Origin of the sequence: Cupriavidus pampae, assembly GCF_914271485.1 — a bacterium.
GTDB classification, from domain to species: domain Bacteria; phylum Pseudomonadota; class Gammaproteobacteria; order Burkholderiales; family Burkholderiaceae; genus Cupriavidus; species Cupriavidus pampae.
The window spans coordinates 235,752-250,458 of the sequence record NZ_CAJZAG010000009.1 but is presented as its reverse complement, the minus strand read 5'-3'; the positions used below and the strand labels follow the sequence as shown (position 1 = coordinate 250,458).

The 14,707-nt window shown below is 64.4% G+C and carries 16 protein-coding genes; 10 read left to right on the top strand and 6 right to left on the bottom strand.

Annotation, left to right across the window (positions count from 1 at the left end; genetic code table 11):
• Positions 1-51: 51 nt before the first annotated feature.
• Together LDO41_RS23350 and LDO41_RS23345 are read right to left on the bottom strand one after the other, a co-directional pair.
• Positions 52-975 (bottom strand): Bug family tripartite tricarboxylate transporter substrate binding protein, encoded by a 924-nt coding sequence (locus LDO41_RS23350; protein WP_223992819.1) that lies wholly within the window; start codon positions 973-975, stop codon positions 52-54.
• Positions 976-1,082: 107 nt separating this feature from the next.
• A complete protein-coding gene (locus LDO41_RS23345; RefSeq protein ID WP_223992536.1) occupies positions 1,083-1,967 on the bottom strand; it encodes an isocitrate lyase/PEP mutase family protein in 885 nt (294 codons plus the stop codon).
• 197 nt (positions 1,968-2,164) lie between these two features.
• Between LDO41_RS23345 and prpR the strand changes: the two genes are divergently transcribed.
• Entirely contained in the window at positions 2,165-4,153 is a 1,989-nt protein-coding gene (gene prpR, locus LDO41_RS23340; RefSeq protein ID WP_223992534.1) for a propionate catabolism operon regulatory protein PrpR, read from the top strand.
• Positions 4,154-4,171: 18 nt separating this feature from the next.
• Here prpR and smpB read toward each other — a convergent pair whose 3' ends face one another.
• Positions 4,172-4,714 carry an SsrA-binding protein SmpB gene (gene smpB / locus LDO41_RS23335; protein WP_290370913.1) on the bottom strand — a complete coding sequence of 181 codons (543 nt, stop codon included), beginning with the start codon at positions 4,712-4,714 and terminating at the stop codon, positions 4,172-4,174.
• Between the two features lie 115 nt (positions 4,715-4,829).
• Between smpB and LDO41_RS23330 the strand changes: the two genes are divergently transcribed.
• Together LDO41_RS23330 and LDO41_RS23325 are read left to right on the top strand one after the other, a co-directional pair.
• A complete protein-coding gene (locus tag LDO41_RS23330) occupies positions 4,830-5,270 on the top strand; it encodes a type II toxin-antitoxin system RatA family toxin (RefSeq protein ID WP_223992531.1) in 441 nt (146 codons plus the stop codon).
• Positions 5,254-5,625, top strand: a complete 372-nt coding sequence (locus tag LDO41_RS23325) for an RnfH family protein (RefSeq protein WP_223992530.1) — start codon at positions 5,254-5,256, stop codon at positions 5,623-5,625. The genes LDO41_RS23330 and LDO41_RS23325 overlap by 17 nt, the downstream gene beginning before the upstream one ends.
• Positions 5,626-5,637: 12 nt before the next feature.
• On the opposite strand, the gene LDO41_RS23320 is transcribed toward LDO41_RS23325, so the two are convergent.
• A complete protein-coding gene (locus tag LDO41_RS23320) occupies positions 5,638-6,183 on the bottom strand; it encodes a DUF4124 domain-containing protein (RefSeq protein WP_223992528.1) in 546 nt (181 codons plus the stop codon).
• A gap of 104 nt (positions 6,184-6,287) precedes the next feature.
• Entirely contained in the window at positions 6,288-7,268 is a 981-nt protein-coding gene (locus LDO41_RS23315; protein WP_223992526.1) for a DMT family transporter, read from the bottom strand.
• 113 nt (positions 7,269-7,381) lie between these two features.
• Here LDO41_RS23315 and guaB point away from each other — a divergent pair, with 113 nt between their 5' ends.
• The 7 genes from guaB to LDO41_RS23280 all read left to right on the top strand — a co-directional run bounded on the left by guaB (position 7,382) and on the right by LDO41_RS23280 (position 13,181).
• Positions 7,382-8,845: an IMP dehydrogenase gene (gene guaB, locus LDO41_RS23310; protein ID WP_223992524.1), complete on the top strand. Its 1,464-nt coding sequence runs from the start codon at positions 7,382-7,384 to the stop codon at positions 8,843-8,845.
• A 141-nt stretch (positions 8,846-8,986) separates the two neighbouring features.
• A complete protein-coding gene (locus tag LDO41_RS23305; protein WP_223992522.1) occupies positions 8,987-9,643 on the top strand; it encodes a hypothetical protein in 657 nt (218 codons plus the stop codon).
• The gene (guaA, locus tag LDO41_RS23300) at positions 9,618-11,237 is read left to right on the top strand and encodes a glutamine-hydrolyzing GMP synthase (protein ID WP_223992520.1); all 1,620 of its coding nucleotides are present in this window, start codon (positions 9,618-9,620) and stop codon (positions 11,235-11,237) included. The genes LDO41_RS23305 and guaA overlap by 26 nt, the downstream gene beginning before the upstream one ends.
• 254 nt (positions 11,238-11,491) lie before the next feature.
• Positions 11,492-11,767: a hypothetical protein gene (locus LDO41_RS23295; protein WP_223992518.1), complete on the top strand. Its 276-nt coding sequence runs from the start codon at positions 11,492-11,494 to the stop codon at positions 11,765-11,767.
• A 3-nt stretch (positions 11,768-11,770) separates the two neighbouring features.
• Complete coding sequence (locus LDO41_RS23290; protein ID WP_223992516.1) at positions 11,771-12,295, top strand: helix-turn-helix transcriptional regulator; 525 nt, start codon at positions 11,771-11,773, stop codon at positions 12,293-12,295.
• 207 nt (positions 12,296-12,502) lie between these two features.
• Positions 12,503-12,763 carry a hypothetical protein gene (locus LDO41_RS23285; RefSeq protein WP_223992511.1) on the top strand — a complete coding sequence of 87 codons (261 nt, stop codon included), beginning with the start codon at positions 12,503-12,505 and terminating at the stop codon, positions 12,761-12,763.
• A gap of 103 nt (positions 12,764-12,866) precedes the next feature.
• Entirely contained in the window at positions 12,867-13,181 is a 315-nt protein-coding gene (locus LDO41_RS23280) for a hypothetical protein (protein ID WP_223992510.1), read from the top strand.
• A gap of 54 nt (positions 13,182-13,235) precedes the next feature.
• On the opposite strand, the gene LDO41_RS23275 is transcribed toward LDO41_RS23280, so the two are convergent.
• Entirely contained in the window at positions 13,236-14,702 is a 1,467-nt protein-coding gene (locus LDO41_RS23275; RefSeq protein ID WP_223992509.1) for an N-acyl-D-amino-acid deacylase family protein, read from the bottom strand.
• Positions 14,703-14,707 lie beyond the last annotated feature (5 nt).

Here is a 14,707-nt window from a genome sequence, read left to right as displayed (position 1 = left end):
CATGCAAAGAAGGCCGCCCTGGGGCGGCCTTCTTTGTTTGATGCGGTCGTTTTACTTCTCCTGCATCTTCGCTGCCTTGACGATCTCGCCCAGGCGGCGGCGTTCGGTATTGACGAACTTGTTGAACTCGGCGCGCGTGCCGCCGATCGGCTCGATCCCAACCTCCTTGAGCTTGGCCGCGGTGGCCGGATCGCGCATGGCCTGATCGACCGCGGCGGCCACCTTGTCCATGATCGCGTCGGGCGTGCCCTTGGGCGCGTGCACGCCGGCCCAGTGTGCGATCTGCAGATCGGCAAAGCCTTGTTCGGTGGCCGTGGACAGTTGCGGATACGCCGAGATGCGCTGCGTCCACGTGGTGGCCAGCGGCTTGAACTTGCCTTCGTGCAGGATGTGCGGCAGCGCGATGATGCTGGCCTCCGACGTACCTTCCACCTGGCCACCCAGTACTGCCGTCGTGCTTTCGCCACCGCTCTTGTACGGAATCGGCTGCAGCTTGGCACCGTACTTCACGTTGAGGATCTCGGCCACGAAATGCGGCGTGCTGCCGGTACCCGCCGTCGCGAAGTTGAAGCCGTTGCCCTTCTTCGAGGCTTCGACGAACTCGCGCAGATTGTTATACGGCGAGTTCCTCGGCACCACGATCACCGACGGGGCCAGGCCGATCATCACAACCGGTACCAGCGCATCGTCCTTGAACGGGATCGACTTCTTGATCATGCTGTTCGAGATCACGCCTGCCGCGCTGATCAGGAACGTGTAGCCGTCGGGGGCGCTGCGAGCGACGATCTCCGCGCCCACCGTGCCGCCGGCGCCCGGGCGGTTGTCGATCAGCACCGTTTGTCCCAGCGCCTTCGATGCACCTTCCGCGGCCGCGCGGGCCATCAGATCATTGGCGCCGCCCGCCGAGAACGGCACGACGAAGCGAATGGTCTTGCTCGGCCATTTGTCTTCCGCGGACGCGGGACCCGCAACCATGAGCAGGGTAATGAGGGCCGCCGAGGCGTACAGCGAACGGGCAAATCGGGTGGTCTTGTGCAAAACGTGTCTCCAGATAAAACGAAATCGAAATTCAGTGCCACCCGTCAGTCGCGGGCGGCGTACTTCTTGTCCAGCGCATCGTACAGCGGCTTGTTGACCAGGCGCTGGCGTTCGCTGAACGGTGCCACTAGCGTAGCATCCTCGTCGAGGCGGCCTTGCGCCTGCAGCGTGCCGAGCGCGCGCTGCATGCCAAGCACCGCGCCCTGCAGCGCGGCATTGGCGTAGAGCACGATCGAGTAGCCGAGCCCAGCCAGTTTCTCGCGCGATTGCGTCGGGGTCTTGCCACCGATCACGATGTTGATCAGTTGCGGGATATCGATCAGGCCGGGCAGGCGTTCGATGTCGGTCAGCGACTCGGTGGCCTCGATGAACAGCACATCGGCGCCGGCTTCCACAAAGCGCTGGCCGCGTTCGATCGCCGCTTCGATGCCATGCACGGCGGCGGCATCGGTACGCGCGATGATCAGCAGGTTTTCATCCTCGCGCGCATCCACGGCCGCCTGGATCTTGCCGAGCATCTCGCTGGTGCTGATGACTTCCTTGCCCGCGAAGTGTCCGCACTTCTTCGGCATGATCTGGTCCTCGAGCTGTACGGCATCGGCACCGCTGCGCTCCAGCGTACGGATCGTGCGACGCACGTTGAGCGCGTTGCCAAAGCCGGTGTCGGCATCGACGATGATCGGCAGCTCGATCGCATCGCGCACGCGCGCGGTGTGCTCGGCGATTTCATGCAGACCGATAAAACCGAGATCGGGCAGGCCGAGCGACATATTGGTGACGCCAGCACCGGTCAGATAGAGCGCTTCAAAGCCGGCGTCCTCGATGATGCGGGCGCTCATCGCATTGAACGCGCCGGGCACGAGCAGGCCCTGGCGTGCATTGACCTTGGCACGGAAGGCGGCACGGCGGGCCGCGGAGGAGGTGGTCATGTTCGGGTTCTCCAAGTCTCCAGAAAGTTGCCCTTGCATTGCACGGAGCATGCCAGTCACCTTGGAATGTATAAAACCAAGTCAAAACAACGAGTTACATGCAGTGCCACGCGCAACGCCAACATGCGACAATGTTCCATTTGTTTCATGGAACGTTCCAAGTAAGTTTGGAACGCCCGGTTCCAAGGTGCTCCCGCGTGTCCCAACTCGTATCGAATCCCGTGCCGGGACGCCCTGGCATTGCTCTTGTCAGTTTTAGTCAACTGGCGACGCTTTGCGAAACTGTCGCGCCGCGCTATGCCGATCAGGCCCGTTTCTTCTCGGTGCGGGCCGGCTACGGCGCGGCGGTGGCGGCGCTGCAGACCCATATCGACGGCGGCACGGTCGACGTGGTGCTGGCCGCGGGTTCCAACGGCGCTTATCTGCGGGACAACCTCAGCGTGCCGGTGGTGATGGTCAAGGTCAATGGCTTCGACGTGCTGAACGCGATCGCGCAGGCGATCTCGCTATGGCCGGGCGAGTCGGTGGGGCTGGTGTTGCACGAGGCCATCTCGAAGGAACTCGCGGCGCTGGGCAAATACCTGCGGCTCGATCTGCGTCAGCGCGCCTATCGCTCGCTCGACGAAGTGCGCGAGGCCGTGGACACGCTGGCCGCCGAGGGCTGCACGGTGATCATCGGGCCGGGCATGGCCTGCGACCTCGCACTGCGCGCGGGCCTGCACAGCGTGTTCCTGTATTCCCTCGGCGCCGTGGAAGAAGCGTTCGAGCGCTCCATCGAACTCGGGCGCATGAGCCGCCAGAAAGAATCGAAGCGCGTGCGTCTGAATACGATCGTGGCGCACTTACGCGATGGTGTGGCGGCCTTCGACGAATCGGGGCAGGTGGAGGTGGTCAACCCCGCGATGCTCGAACTGCTGGGGCTGGATCGTGCGCAGGATGTCAGCGGGCAACTCATACGCACGCTTGCGCCGCACGTGAGGGACGCCAGCGTCCGGGATGCCGGCGATAGCGATAGCGATACGCCGGCCAGCGAGCGCATCGAACAGGTCGGCGGCCGCGCCTTGATCATGAACAGTCTGCCGATCGTCGAGCATGGCGTGCGCGCGGGCATCGTGGTCACGGCGCAGGACGCGCTCGTGGCGCAGCGTATCGATCGGTCCCTGCGCACGAGCCAGCGGCCGCGGCACCTCGTGGCACGCCACAAGCTGGCCGATCTGACAGGTACCTCGGCCGCGATCGCGCGCGTCCGACGCCTCGCGCAGGCGAGCGCGGCGCACGATGCCACGCTGCTGCTGATTGGCGAAAGCGGTACGGGCAAGGAGCTCGTCGCGCAGGGCGTGCACAACGCGAGCGCGCGCCGAGGCAATCCGTTCGTCGCGTTCAACTGCGCGGCACTGCCGGAGGGTTTGATCGAAAGCGAGCTGTTCGGGCACGAGGAGGGCGCGTTCACCGGCGCGCGGCGCGGTGGCAAACCCGGGCTGTTCGAGGTGGCACACACGGGCACGATCTTCCTCGACGAGGTGGGCGAGATGCCTGCCGCGCTGCAGAGCCGTCTGTTGCGGGTGTTGCAGGAGCGTGAGGTGATGAAGCTTGGCGCCGGACGGGCCACGCCGATCGATGTGCGGGTGATTGCGGCCACCCATCGCGATCTGCGCGAGCTCGTGCGGCAGGGCACCTTTCGCGCGGATCTGTATTTCCGTCTGAATCTGCTGCAGATCGCGCTGCCCGCGCTGCGCGAACGGCGCGAAGACATCCCCGGGCTCGCGCGGGAGTTGCTGGTGCGGAGCCGCAGCAAGTACGGATTGCCCGCGCCCAGCGACGGGAAAAACGACGCGCGTATCGTGGCGTTCCTGCAGCCGCTGTTCGCGTCCTATGCATGGCCGGGCAATGTGCGCGAGCTCGAGAACCTCGTGGCACGCGCCGCGATCTATCTGACCGACGACGCGTGGAGCGCGCAGCATGACTTGCGCGAGATCTTTCCGGAGATGTTTGCCGAAGCTGGCGATGCGGCAGTTGCCGGCGAGGTGCGTAGTGTCACGCCGGACGGCGAGGTGCGGAGTGTCACGCCGGACGACGTGCGGCGCGCGCTCGCGGCCCATGGTGGAAATCGGGCCGCCGCCAGCCGCGCGCTGGGCATTGGCCGTACGACGCTATGGCGCCTGCTGAAGGCGCTGCCGAACCCGTGACGGATGCGGCTGGGGCCGTTACTCCTTGGCGCCGCCCTTGATGATGCGCGCCTTCTCGCGCTGCCAGTCGCGATCCTTCTCGGTTTCGCGCTTGTCGAACTGCTTCTTGCCCTTGGCCAGTCCGATCTCGCACTTCACGCGACCGCGCGCGTAATGCAGGTTCAGCGGTACGAGCGTATAGCCGCGCTGCTCCACCTTGCCGATCAGCTTGCTGATCTCCGGGGCCTTGAGCAGTAGCTTGCGCGTGCGCACCGGGTCTGGCGTGACGTGCGTGGAGGCGCTCTGCAGCGGACTGATATGCGCGCCGATCAGGAACATCTCGGCGTTGCGCACCACGACGTAGCCCTCCTTGATCTGCGCGCGGCCCGCGCGAATCGCCTTGACTTCCCAGCCTTCGAGCACGAGGCCAGCTTCATATCGCTCCTCGATGAAGTAGTCGAAAAAGGCTTTCTTGTTGTCTGCGATGGTCATGCGGTGCGATGAGTGATTGCGGAGCGCGCCCGCGGAATGTCGGGCCGTGTCGGGCCGTGTCGGGCGGTGGCAGGCCGCGGCGGGTGGCAGGACCGAGCGGGGTGTCCGCTGGGGATGCCCTTCGCGCGCGTGTCGGCTAAAATCCCGATTCTAGCAAACCAGACAGGCGCCGGCCCAGACCGGCAGCGCCCCGCATTCCCCATACATGGCCGACGTCCATAAATCCGTGCTGCTCGGATACTCCGCCGAACAGATGTACGACCTGGTAACCCGCGTGGAGGATTATCCCAAGTTCCTGCCGTGGTGCGGCGGGGTGGAGATCTTCGAGCAGACCGATACGCTGCTCGACGCCCGCATCAACATCCACTTCAGCGGCATCAAGCAGTACTTCCGCACGCGCAATACGCAGGAGCGTCCCACCCGCATCGACATGACCTTTGCCGATGGTCCGTTCAAGACGTTCAACGGTACGTGGCAATTCACGCCGCTGCGGGCCGATGCGTGCAAGATCGAGTTCCACCTGCATTACGAGTTCTCGAGCATCCTGCTGGAGAAGATCATCGGCCCCGCGTTCAGCATCATCGCCAATACGTTCGTCGATTCGTTCGTCAAGCGGGCCGAGGTGGTCTATGACAACAAGGCCTGAGCTGCCTGTAGCGCTCGGCGAGACAACCGCGCTGGTGCGGTTGGCGGTCTGCTACGCGCGGCCGGACCACGTGTTCCTGGAAGATGTGGAAGTGCCGGCGGGCGCCTCGATCGTTCAGGCGATCGCGGCCAGCGGGCTGGTGCGCGCCTGTCCGGAAGTCGATCCCAACACGATGCGCGTGGGCATTTTCGGCAAGCTCAAGACGCTCGATACCGTGGTGCGGGAGGGCGATCGCGTGGAGGTGTACCGTCAGTTGACCGCCGATCCCAAGCAGGCGCGGCGTCGGCGGGTGCAGAAGACGCGCGCCACCGGGACGCGCGAAGGTCAGAAATGGATCCGCGGAAAATCGGACTGACCGGCTGACTGGTCAGCCATTGGTGCCGTTGCACTCCGCGGCCATGGTGGTATTGGTGCGTTCGAGCGCGGCGGCACGTTGCGCGTCGTCCAGTGCCTCGCGCATGCCCTCTGAATTGATACGGGCGATGCGGGCGTTCTGCGACAGGCCTGCCGCGTAGTTGGACAGCTCCTGGCAGCGCGCGGTGCGCTGGGCCTGCTTCGCATCCTTTGCCGCGGCGTCTTCTTCCTGCTTCAGGCGTGCTGCGCGGCGTTTCTCGAAGCCTTCCTTCTGGGCCTGCAGGGCTGCCTGACTGTCGGTCGGCGTGGTCGCGATGGTGCTGACCGAGCCGGCACTCTTGCCCTCGGCGGTCTCGCTATTGGTAGGGACGTAGGCGCCCGCCACGCGGCCCGGTGCCGAGAGGATGTTGCGCTCTGGCACGCTCGGTGGCGGGGGCGTGTCGCTGTAGACCTTGCGGCCGGCCTCGTCGCGCCATTGCCACTGGGCAGCGAGGGCGGCGCCGGGCACGGCGGCAATCAAGGCGGTGGCAAGCAGGAACGGCGCGAACGAGCGTGTCATGGCGAAGGCGTCGGGCAGGGTTGTGAGCGTGGAACGTGAAATGTGGGAAGAAACGTTGCGATGCGGAGGCACTCCAGAGTGACCTGCGCGGCATGCACCAGAGTCTACGCAGACTTGTCGGGCGCGTGCAAGCGCACGGACCAGGCCACGCCGACCATCAGCAATGCAATGGCGGCCATCTCCAGCGGGCGCGGCCAGCGATGATCGAACACAAACCCATATGCCAGCGCGAATAGCGTCTCGAACACGATCATCTGACCGGACAGCGTCAGTGGCAGACGCCGGCTGGCGATGTTCCACAGATTGTTGCCAATTAGCGACGCTCCAATTGCAACCGCGGCATTCACGGTCCAGAACCACTGCCAGTCGCGCTGGCCACCGGTAGCCGTCAGCGCGTCGCCGGCGAACAGCCACCCGAGCGTCCAGCCGGCAACCGCCAGGACCGCGGAAACGAGACCGGTCGACAGGCCGTAGAGCGCCGACCATTCGTTGCCGCTGAAATGCGGATTTCGCTGCAGATAGCGCGCGTTGTCCACCGCGTAGAGCGACCAGCAGGCCAGCGCGCCCACCGCGCACAGCACGCCCGCGAGCTTCTGCCAGACTGGCCGGACCGCGGCCTCCGTCATGTCCGAGGCCGCGGCACCGTGACCGCCACCGCCCGAGAACAGGTCCACGTTGATGCAGGCGATGCCCGCGGCCACCACGAGCAGTGGCAGGATCAGCTTCCGCAGCGGCACCGCGCCATGGTCGCGGCGGCCCATGATCGTGACCGTGATGGGCAGGACGCCGATGATCAGCGAGGTGGGACCGACGCCGGCCAGCTGCACACCGAAGGCGAGCAGCACGTAGTAGAGCAGGTTGCCAGTGAACGCCTGGCGCAGCAGTGCCACGCAGTCCGCGCGCGTGAGTTTGCGCAGCACGCGACGGAGGATCGGCAGCGTGGCCACCAGCGCGACGATGCCGTAGGCGAGGTAGCGGCCGATCGCGAGTTCCCACGGCGAGAAGGCCGGCAGCAGCTTGGGCGCGATAAATACCATGCCCCAGAACGCGCCGGCCAGCAGGCCGCACAAGACGCCGATTCCCATCGTGTTGGTTCTCGCTTCTTGAAAGGAAGGCGAGCATAACAAAGGGTTTGAAGGAAAGCATCAGCAAATCCTGCAATCCTGTATAATCTGCTTTTGCGCCTAGAGGATTTGCTATGCGTCTTGTCCAGAAAGCACTCACGTTCGATGATGTGCTGCTCGTACCGGCCTATTCGGCCGTCCTGCCTCGGGATGTTTCCCTCCGCACCCGCCTGACCCGTTCCATCGAGTTGAACATTCCGCTGCTATCCGCCGCCATGGATACCGTGACGGAAGCGCGCCTTGCCATTGCGATGGCACAGGCCGGTGGCATCGGCATTGTTCACAAGAATCTGAAGCCGGCCGACCAGGCGCGCGAAGTCGCGCGTGTGAAGCGCTACGAGTCGGGTGTACTGCGTGACCCGATCACCATTTCGCCGGACATGAAGATTCGCGATGTGATCGCGCTGTCGCAACATCACGGTATCTCGGGCTTTCCCGTGCTCGAGGGCAAGACCGTCATCGGCATCATCACCAATCGCGATCTGCGCTTCGAAGAGGATCTGGATGCTCCGGTTCGCGCGAAGATGACGCCGCGTGAAAAGCTGGTGACCGTGGCCGAAGGCGCGCCGCTGGAAGAAGCCAAGCGACTGATGAACCGCCACCGCCTGGAGCGTGTGCTGGTCGTCAACGCCGCCTTCGACCTGCGTGGCCTGATCACGGTCAAGGATATCCAGAAGGCCGTCGACAACCCGCTCGCGAGCAAGGACGATCACGGCCAGCTGCGCGTTGGCGCGGCGGTGGGCGTAGGCCCTGACAATGACGAGCGCGTCGATCTGCTGGTGAAGGCCGGCGTTGACGTGATCGTGGTCGACACCGCGCATGGCCACAGCCAGGGCGTGTTGGACCGCGTGCGCTGGGTCAAGCAGAACTATCCGCAGGTGCAGGTGGTTGGCGGCAATATCGCCACCGGCGCCGCCGCGCGTGCGCTGGTCGATCATGGCGCCGATGGCGTCAAGGTCGGTATCGGTCCGGGCTCCATCTGCACCACGCGTATCGTCGCGGGTGTGGGCGTGCCGCAGATCACGGCCGTCTCCAACGTGGCCGAAGCGCTGCAGGGCACCGGTGTGCCGCTGATCGCCGACGGTGGCGTGCGCTACTCGGGCGATGTGGCCAAGGCTCTCGCGGCCGGTGCTCACACGGTGATGATGGGCGGCATGTTCTCGGGTACCGAGGAAGCGCCGGGCGAAGTGTTCCTGTATCAGGGCCGTTCGTTCAAGAGCTACCGCGGTATGGGTTCGGTGGGCGCGATGAAGGACGGCGCGGCGGATCGTTACTTCCAGGAAGACAACACTGCGAACGTCGACAAGCTCGTGCCGGAAGGCATCGAGGGTCGCGTGCCTTACAAGGGCCCGGTGCAGGCGATCATCCACCAGTTGACCGGTGGCATTCGCGCGTCGATGGGCTATTGCGGCAGCAGCTCGATCGCGCAATGGCACGAGACGGCCGAGTTCATGCAGATCACGGCAGCGGGCATGCGCGAGTCGCACGTGCACGATGTCCAGATCACGAAGGAAGCGCCGAACTACCATATCGACTGATCGCGCCAGGACGCACGGCCGCGTGAAGCTTCACCCGCACAGCATTGCGGGAGGGGTTGCGCGGCCGTGCGCACAATCGGATCATCAAAACCGGACCTGCCCACCGGAGTCGCCCATCAGTTTTCATCGACAGGAGCGCCAATGAAAATACTGCTGCGAGCGGTGCTGTTTCTCGATGCCTTGCTCCAATTGCTGCTTGGCATCCTGCTGTTGTTGTCGCCTGTTGCAACGCTGTATGCCGCGCTGCAATTGCCGCTGCCACAACCCGCGCTGTACGGGCAATTGCTCGGTGTGGCGCTGGTCGGTTTTGCCTGGCTGCTGGTGCAGGCCACGATCAACGGCCAACTGACGGTGGCGATCGCGCGCACCGTCGGGCAGGTGAATCTGGTCAGTGCGATTCTGATCGTGTCGTGGGTGCTGTTCCTCGAGGTGCCCGTGCAGGGTGCCGGCAAGATCTGGATGCTGGCATTGGCCGCGGTGCTCGCGTTCTTTGCGGCCGTGCAGATTCCGGCGGCCAAGCGCGTGCGGCGGCGCGAGCGCGAGCAGCAACTGGCGCGCGAGGCCGAGCGCAATGCCGCAACCCCGACGACAGTGCATCCGGCCAACGCCGGTCCTAACGACGTTTATGACGATGCGGGCCGCCGTCCGGCCGGCGCATCGCGCGATTATCCCGAATACCGGCGCGAGCCGGTCATCACGCCGCCGCCGGGCTACGGTCCCGGTACCGAAGTGATGCCCGACCCCGCGACGGAAGAACTGCCATCCCCCCATCATGCACGACAAAATCCTCATTCTTGATTTCGGCTCGCAAGTCACGCAGCTGATTGCCCGCCGCGTTCGCGAGGCGCACGTCTATTGTGAAATCCATCCGAACGACGTGTCCGACGAGTTCGTGCGGCAGTACGCGCCGAAGGCCGTGATCCTGTCGGGCAGCCACGCCAGCACGTACGAAGACCATCAGTTGCGCGCGCCGCAGGCGGTGTGGGATCTCGGCGTGCCGGTGCTCGGCATCTGCTACGGCATGCAGACGATGGCCGTGCAGCTGGGCGGCAAGGTGGAGTGGAGCGACCATCGCGAGTTCGGCTACGCCGAGGTGCGCGCGCACGGTCATACGCCGCTGCTCAAGGACATTCAGGACTTCGTCACGCCGGAAGGTCACGGCATGCTCAAGGTCTGGATGAGCCACGGCGATAAGGTTGCAGAGCTGCCGCCGGGCTTCAAGCTCATGGCGTCGACGCCGAGCTGCCCGATCGCGGGCATGGCCGACGAGGCGCGCGGCTATTACGCGGTGCAATTCCACCCGGAGGTCACGCACACGGTGCGCGGCCGCGCCATGATCGAACGTTTCGTGCTCGGCATTGCCGGCGCGAAGCCGGACTGGGTGATGCGCGACCATATCGCGGAGGCGGTTGCCCGTATTCGCGAGCAGGTGGGCGATGAAGAGGTCATCCTCGGCCTGTCCGGTGGTGTCGATTCGTCGGTGGCCGCCGCGCTGATCCATCGCGCGATCGGCGATCAGCTGACCTGCGTGTTCGTTGATCATGGCCTGCTGCGCCTGGACGAAGGCAAGATGGTGATGGAGATGTTCGCGGGCCGTCTGCATGCGAAGGTCGTGCATATCGACGCTTCGGAACAGTTCCTCGGCCACCTCGCTGGCGTGACCGATCCCGAGCAGAAGCGCAAGATCATCGGCCGCGAGTTCGTCGAGGTGTTCCAGGCCGAGGCGAAGAAGCTGAGCAATGCGAAGTGGCTGGCGCAGGGCACGATCTACCCGGACGTGGTGGAGTCGGGCGGCACCAAGACCAAGAAGCAGACCACGATCAAGAGCCACCACAACGTGGGCGGGCTGCCTGAGACGCTGGGCCTGAAGCTGCTGGAGCCGCTGCGCGACCTGTTCAAGGACGAAGTGCGCGAGCTGGGCGTCGAACTCGGCCTGCCGCCGGAGATGGTGTACCGCCATCCGTTCCCGGGTCCGGGCCTGGGCGTGCGGATCCTCGGCGAGGTGAAGCGCGACTATGCGGACCTGCTGCGCCGTGCCGATGCGATCTTCATCGAAGAACTGCGCACGACCATCGCGACCGAACAGGATGCGGCGGCGGGCCTGTGCGAACCCGGCCAGGTTGGCAAGAGCTGGTACGACCTGACGAGCCAGGCGTTTGCAGTGTTCCTGCCGGTGAAGTCGGTTGGCGTGATGGGCGATGGCCGCACGTACGACTATGTGGTGGCACTGCGCGCGGTGCAAACCACCGACTTCATGACCGCGCACTGGGCGCACCTGCCGTACTCGCTGCTGGGCCGCTGCTCGAACCGCATCATCAACGAAGTCCGCGGCCTGAACCGCGTGGTGTACGACGTCTCGGGCAAACCGCCGGCAACGATCGAATGGGAATAAAGCTCAGGCCATCCCCGGCCCTGAGTGTATAGTTTGCCCCGCGAAAGCCGAGTTCTTCGGCTTTCCATGCATCGGTTGATGTCCCGCTCCTGACGGCGTTGTCGTCGGGGGCGGCGCGCTCGATGTCTCTCTCGATGTCTCTCTTTTCTTTGTTCCCCGCTAATTCGAGCATTCGGCTATTCAAGCGATTTCATTGCGGCGATATGGTTGTCACTTGACAACTAAATGGGGTCTCCCCATACTGGAAATCGTCGATGGTCCGTCACGTTCATCCGAAGAAGGAGGTCGAGGAGGCTCTCAGGCATGCCGAGGAACGAGGTTGGCGCGTGGAGACCGGAGGCAGCCACGCATGGGGGCGAATCTATTGCCCCTACAACACACGCGATTGCCGCTGCGGTGAGTTCTGTATCTCCAGCGTGTGGAGTACGCCGAAAAACTCAGGAAATCATGCACGTGCGTTGCGACGTGCCGTGGACAACTGCACCATTCAACGCAAGCTGCTCGAAGCTGCGGACCATGGGAGGGACTAGCCGATGGAATACATCTTTACGTTGAAGTACCAATTGGCCGACAGCGAGCGCGATGGGAATGCCCTGGTTGAGCGTCTGGGCGAGGCCGGTTGTGACGATGCATTGGTTGGCATCGGACAGCCAGGACGATTGGCACTGGAATTTACGCGCGAGGCAGAAAGTGCGGATGCGGCAGTGCGTAGTGCGCTTGCTGACGTGCGACGCGCAGTGCCCGAAGCGCGGTTGATAGAGGTGGCGCCGGATCTTGTGGGACTCACCGACGTTGCGGAACTTGTGGGCGTGTCGCGGCAAAACATGCGGAAGCTGATGTTGTCCCATTCGGGCAGTTTTCCGGTGCCGGTGCATGAGGGTAGCGCTTCGATCTGGCATCTGGCCGACGTGCTGGCCTGGCTGCAGGCTAGAGGAAGCTATTCGCTCGCGATGGAAGTACTCGAGGTGGCGCGGGTGGCCTTGCAGGTCAACGTCGCGAAAGAGGGGCGGCGGGTGCAGCGGGCGGCGGCCAAGGAGCTTGAGGGGCTGTTTGGATGAGGGTCGGTACTAAGGATTCTTTGACGCTGGCATAAGCCGTCAGGGCTTTCAGGCGTGCTGTTCGGAAGATGGAGCGCGTTCTGCGAATCGGATTTTGCTGAAAGACGCGTTGGCGGGAAGCTAAGAAGCAAATTCGAGCGATCGGCTATTCAGTCGGTTTTGGTGCGCTGCTACGGTTTGATCTCAACTCTTTCTGGGATGGGATCGATGTATTACACGTTCACCCTGAATTACCAACTTTCTGAGTTTGATTGCGATGTGGATGGGTTAGTGCACCGTCTGAGCAAGACCTGCTTCGACCACGCGCTGATTCGTATCGGGCGTGAACGGCGTCTGACGCTGTCGTTTTCGTGTCCCGTCGCGGAAACGCTCGCGAGCATGACCGCTACGGTCGTCCATCTCGAATCCACCGTGCCCTCGGCGAAGTTTCTCTCCTGCACGCGTCGTGATGGCGCGCATTTGTTCTGAGTTTGATCTGGCGCATGCCGCGTGGTGGTTTCAGCGGATGGCGATCCACTCAGCCGTTTCGTGCTGATACGGTTTGCATGATTCAACTCGTGAGGGCAATCCCATGTCGAAGACCAAGGCGGTGGAATACACCTACGTCCTGAACTACCAACTCAACGGCGGTGAGCATGATCTGAGTGCGATCGCGGAGCGTCTGAGTGCGGAGGGCTACAAGGACGCGTTGGTGGGGATTGGGAGGGCTGGGCGATTAACGCTGGAGTTAGCCTGCAAGGCCCCGGAAGCGGAAGAAGTCGTGCTCGGCGCGCAAGCCGCCGTCTCACATGCGGCGCCGTCAGCCAAGCTGCTGTCATGGGTACGGCGCGATGGACCGTGCGCGAGCTGGCGCTGGCCGCTATGGGCGGCGATCCGGCAGCAGTAGCGGGGAATTGTCGCGGCACCTTGGGCATTGCCCCGCGCGATCACACCGCCATTTCTACACCGCCATTGGCACCAGCATCCGCCCTGGATATGCGCCCGTCGGGTGTTTGCCATCCCACACGCATACGCCATTGACCCATACGCCCGCAATGCCTTCGCTTGCCTGGATCGGCGCATCGAAGGTGGCGCGGTCGGTGACGGTTGCAGCGTCGAATACGACGAGGTCGGCGCGCATGCCCGGTTGCAGCTGGCCGCGGTCGGGCAGGCCGTAATAGCGGGCGGCGAGTCCCGTCATCTTGTGGATGGCGGTCTCCAACGACAGCAGGCCACGTTCGCGTACGGTGTCCGCGAGAATCCGCGTGAAGGTGCCCCACTGACGCGGATGCGGGTGCTTGTCGAAGGGCAGGCCGTCGGAGCCGACCATGCATTGCGGGTCCGCGAGGATGCGGTCTACGTCGTCCTGACTCATCAGAAAGTAGATCGCGCCGGCTGGTGACAGGTGCGCGAGCATCTGGTCGTCGTCGAGGCCAAGTTCGCGCTGGAGCTCGTCGAAATCGCGGCCCTGCGCGGCCGGATAGCCGTCCGACCACGTGATCATCGTGCGGCGAGCCAGGCGGACGCGGTCCAGTCGCAGCATCGTCGAGGTCGCGGGATATGGGTGGCAGTCGAGACAGACCGGCTGCGATGTGCTGGCCCGGCCGATGCGGGCGAGCGTCACGGCCGAGTGGCCGTGGTTGCGTTCGCCGGCGAGCTTGTGGTGGGAGAACACCACGCGCGCGCCGAGCGCCTGGCCGATCTCGAGTGCTTCTTCGATGGCCGCGTCGATATGGTCCGCTTCGTCGCGCAAGTGCGTCGCGTAGATGCCGCCGCGCGCGCGCATGGCGTCTCCGACGTCGATGATCTCGCGCGTGGTGGCATGTGCGGCGGGTGGGTAGAACGTGCCCGTGGACATGCCAAACGCGCCCGCTTCCAACGCCTCCCCCAGCAGGTCCCGCATACGCGCGCTTTCCTCGGGCGTAGCGGGGCGCTGAAGGTCCTCCATGACCGCGACGCGCAGCGTGGTGTGCCCGACCAGCGGAATCACGTTGACAGCCGCCGGGGTGTCCTGCAACGCGGCGAGCCAGTCCGCGAAGCGCGGAAAGCGAAACAGTTCGCGTGGACCGAGCAGATCGAGCGGCTGCGGCAGTTTTCCGGCATCTGGCGAGGGTGCGAGGCTGATACCGCAGTTGCCCGTGACCACGGTGGTGATGCCCTGCGACACCTTGGGCACCATGTCGCGATGCGAGAGCAGATAGCCGTCGTCGTGGGTATGCGAGTCGATAAAACCGGGCGCCACGGTCAGACCGGTAATATCGCGCACGGCAATGTCGCCGGCCGGTGTACCGGAATGAGTGTCTCGCTCGACGAGCGCAACGATGCGATCGCCCTCGATCAGAACGTCGGCGGCGCGGGCCGGCGCGCCGGTGCCGTCGATCACCATGCCGCCGCGCAGCAGCAGGCGCGAAGTGGAGGTAGATGCCATGGTCG

Bases quoted from the DNA above. Each gene is read 5' to 3' on its own strand.
- LDO41_RS23350 (WP_223992819.1), bottom strand. From the start codon at position 975: ATGGTTGCGGGTCCCGCGTCCGCGGAAGACAAATGGCCGAGCAAGACC.
- LDO41_RS23345 (WP_223992536.1), bottom strand. From the start codon at position 1,967: ATGACCACCTCCTCCGCGGCCCGCCGTGCCGCCTTCCGTGCCAAGGTC.
- LDO41_RS23330 (WP_223992531.1), top strand. From the start codon at position 4,830: ATGGCCGACGTCCATAAATCCGTGCTGCTCGGATACTCCGCCGAACAG.
- LDO41_RS23325 (WP_223992530.1), top strand. From the start codon at position 5,254: ATGACAACAAGGCCTGAGCTGCCTGTAGCGCTCGGCGAGACAACCGCG.
- LDO41_RS23320 (WP_223992528.1), bottom strand. From the start codon at position 6,183: ATGACACGCTCGTTCGCGCCGTTCCTGCTTGCCACCGCCTTGATTGCC.
- LDO41_RS23315 (WP_223992526.1), bottom strand. From the start codon at position 7,268: ATGGGAATCGGCGTCTTGTGCGGCCTGCTGGCCGGCGCGTTCTGGGGC.
- guaB (WP_223992524.1), top strand. From the start codon at position 7,382: ATGCGTCTTGTCCAGAAAGCACTCACGTTCGATGATGTGCTGCTCGTA.
- LDO41_RS23305 (WP_223992522.1), top strand. From the start codon at position 8,987: ATGAAAATACTGCTGCGAGCGGTGCTGTTTCTCGATGCCTTGCTCCAA.
- guaA (WP_223992520.1), top strand. From the start codon at position 9,618: ATGCACGACAAAATCCTCATTCTTGATTTCGGCTCGCAAGTCACGCAG.
- LDO41_RS23295 (WP_223992518.1), top strand. From the start codon at position 11,492: ATGGTCCGTCACGTTCATCCGAAGAAGGAGGTCGAGGAGGCTCTCAGG.
- LDO41_RS23290 (WP_223992516.1), top strand. From the start codon at position 11,771: ATGGAATACATCTTTACGTTGAAGTACCAATTGGCCGACAGCGAGCGC.
- LDO41_RS23285 (WP_223992511.1), top strand. From the start codon at position 12,503: ATGTATTACACGTTCACCCTGAATTACCAACTTTCTGAGTTTGATTGC.
- LDO41_RS23280 (WP_223992510.1), top strand. From the start codon at position 12,867: ATGTCGAAGACCAAGGCGGTGGAATACACCTACGTCCTGAACTACCAA.
- LDO41_RS23275 (WP_223992509.1), bottom strand. From the start codon at position 14,702: ATGGCATCTACCTCCACTTCGCGCCTGCTGCTGCGCGGCGGCATGGTG.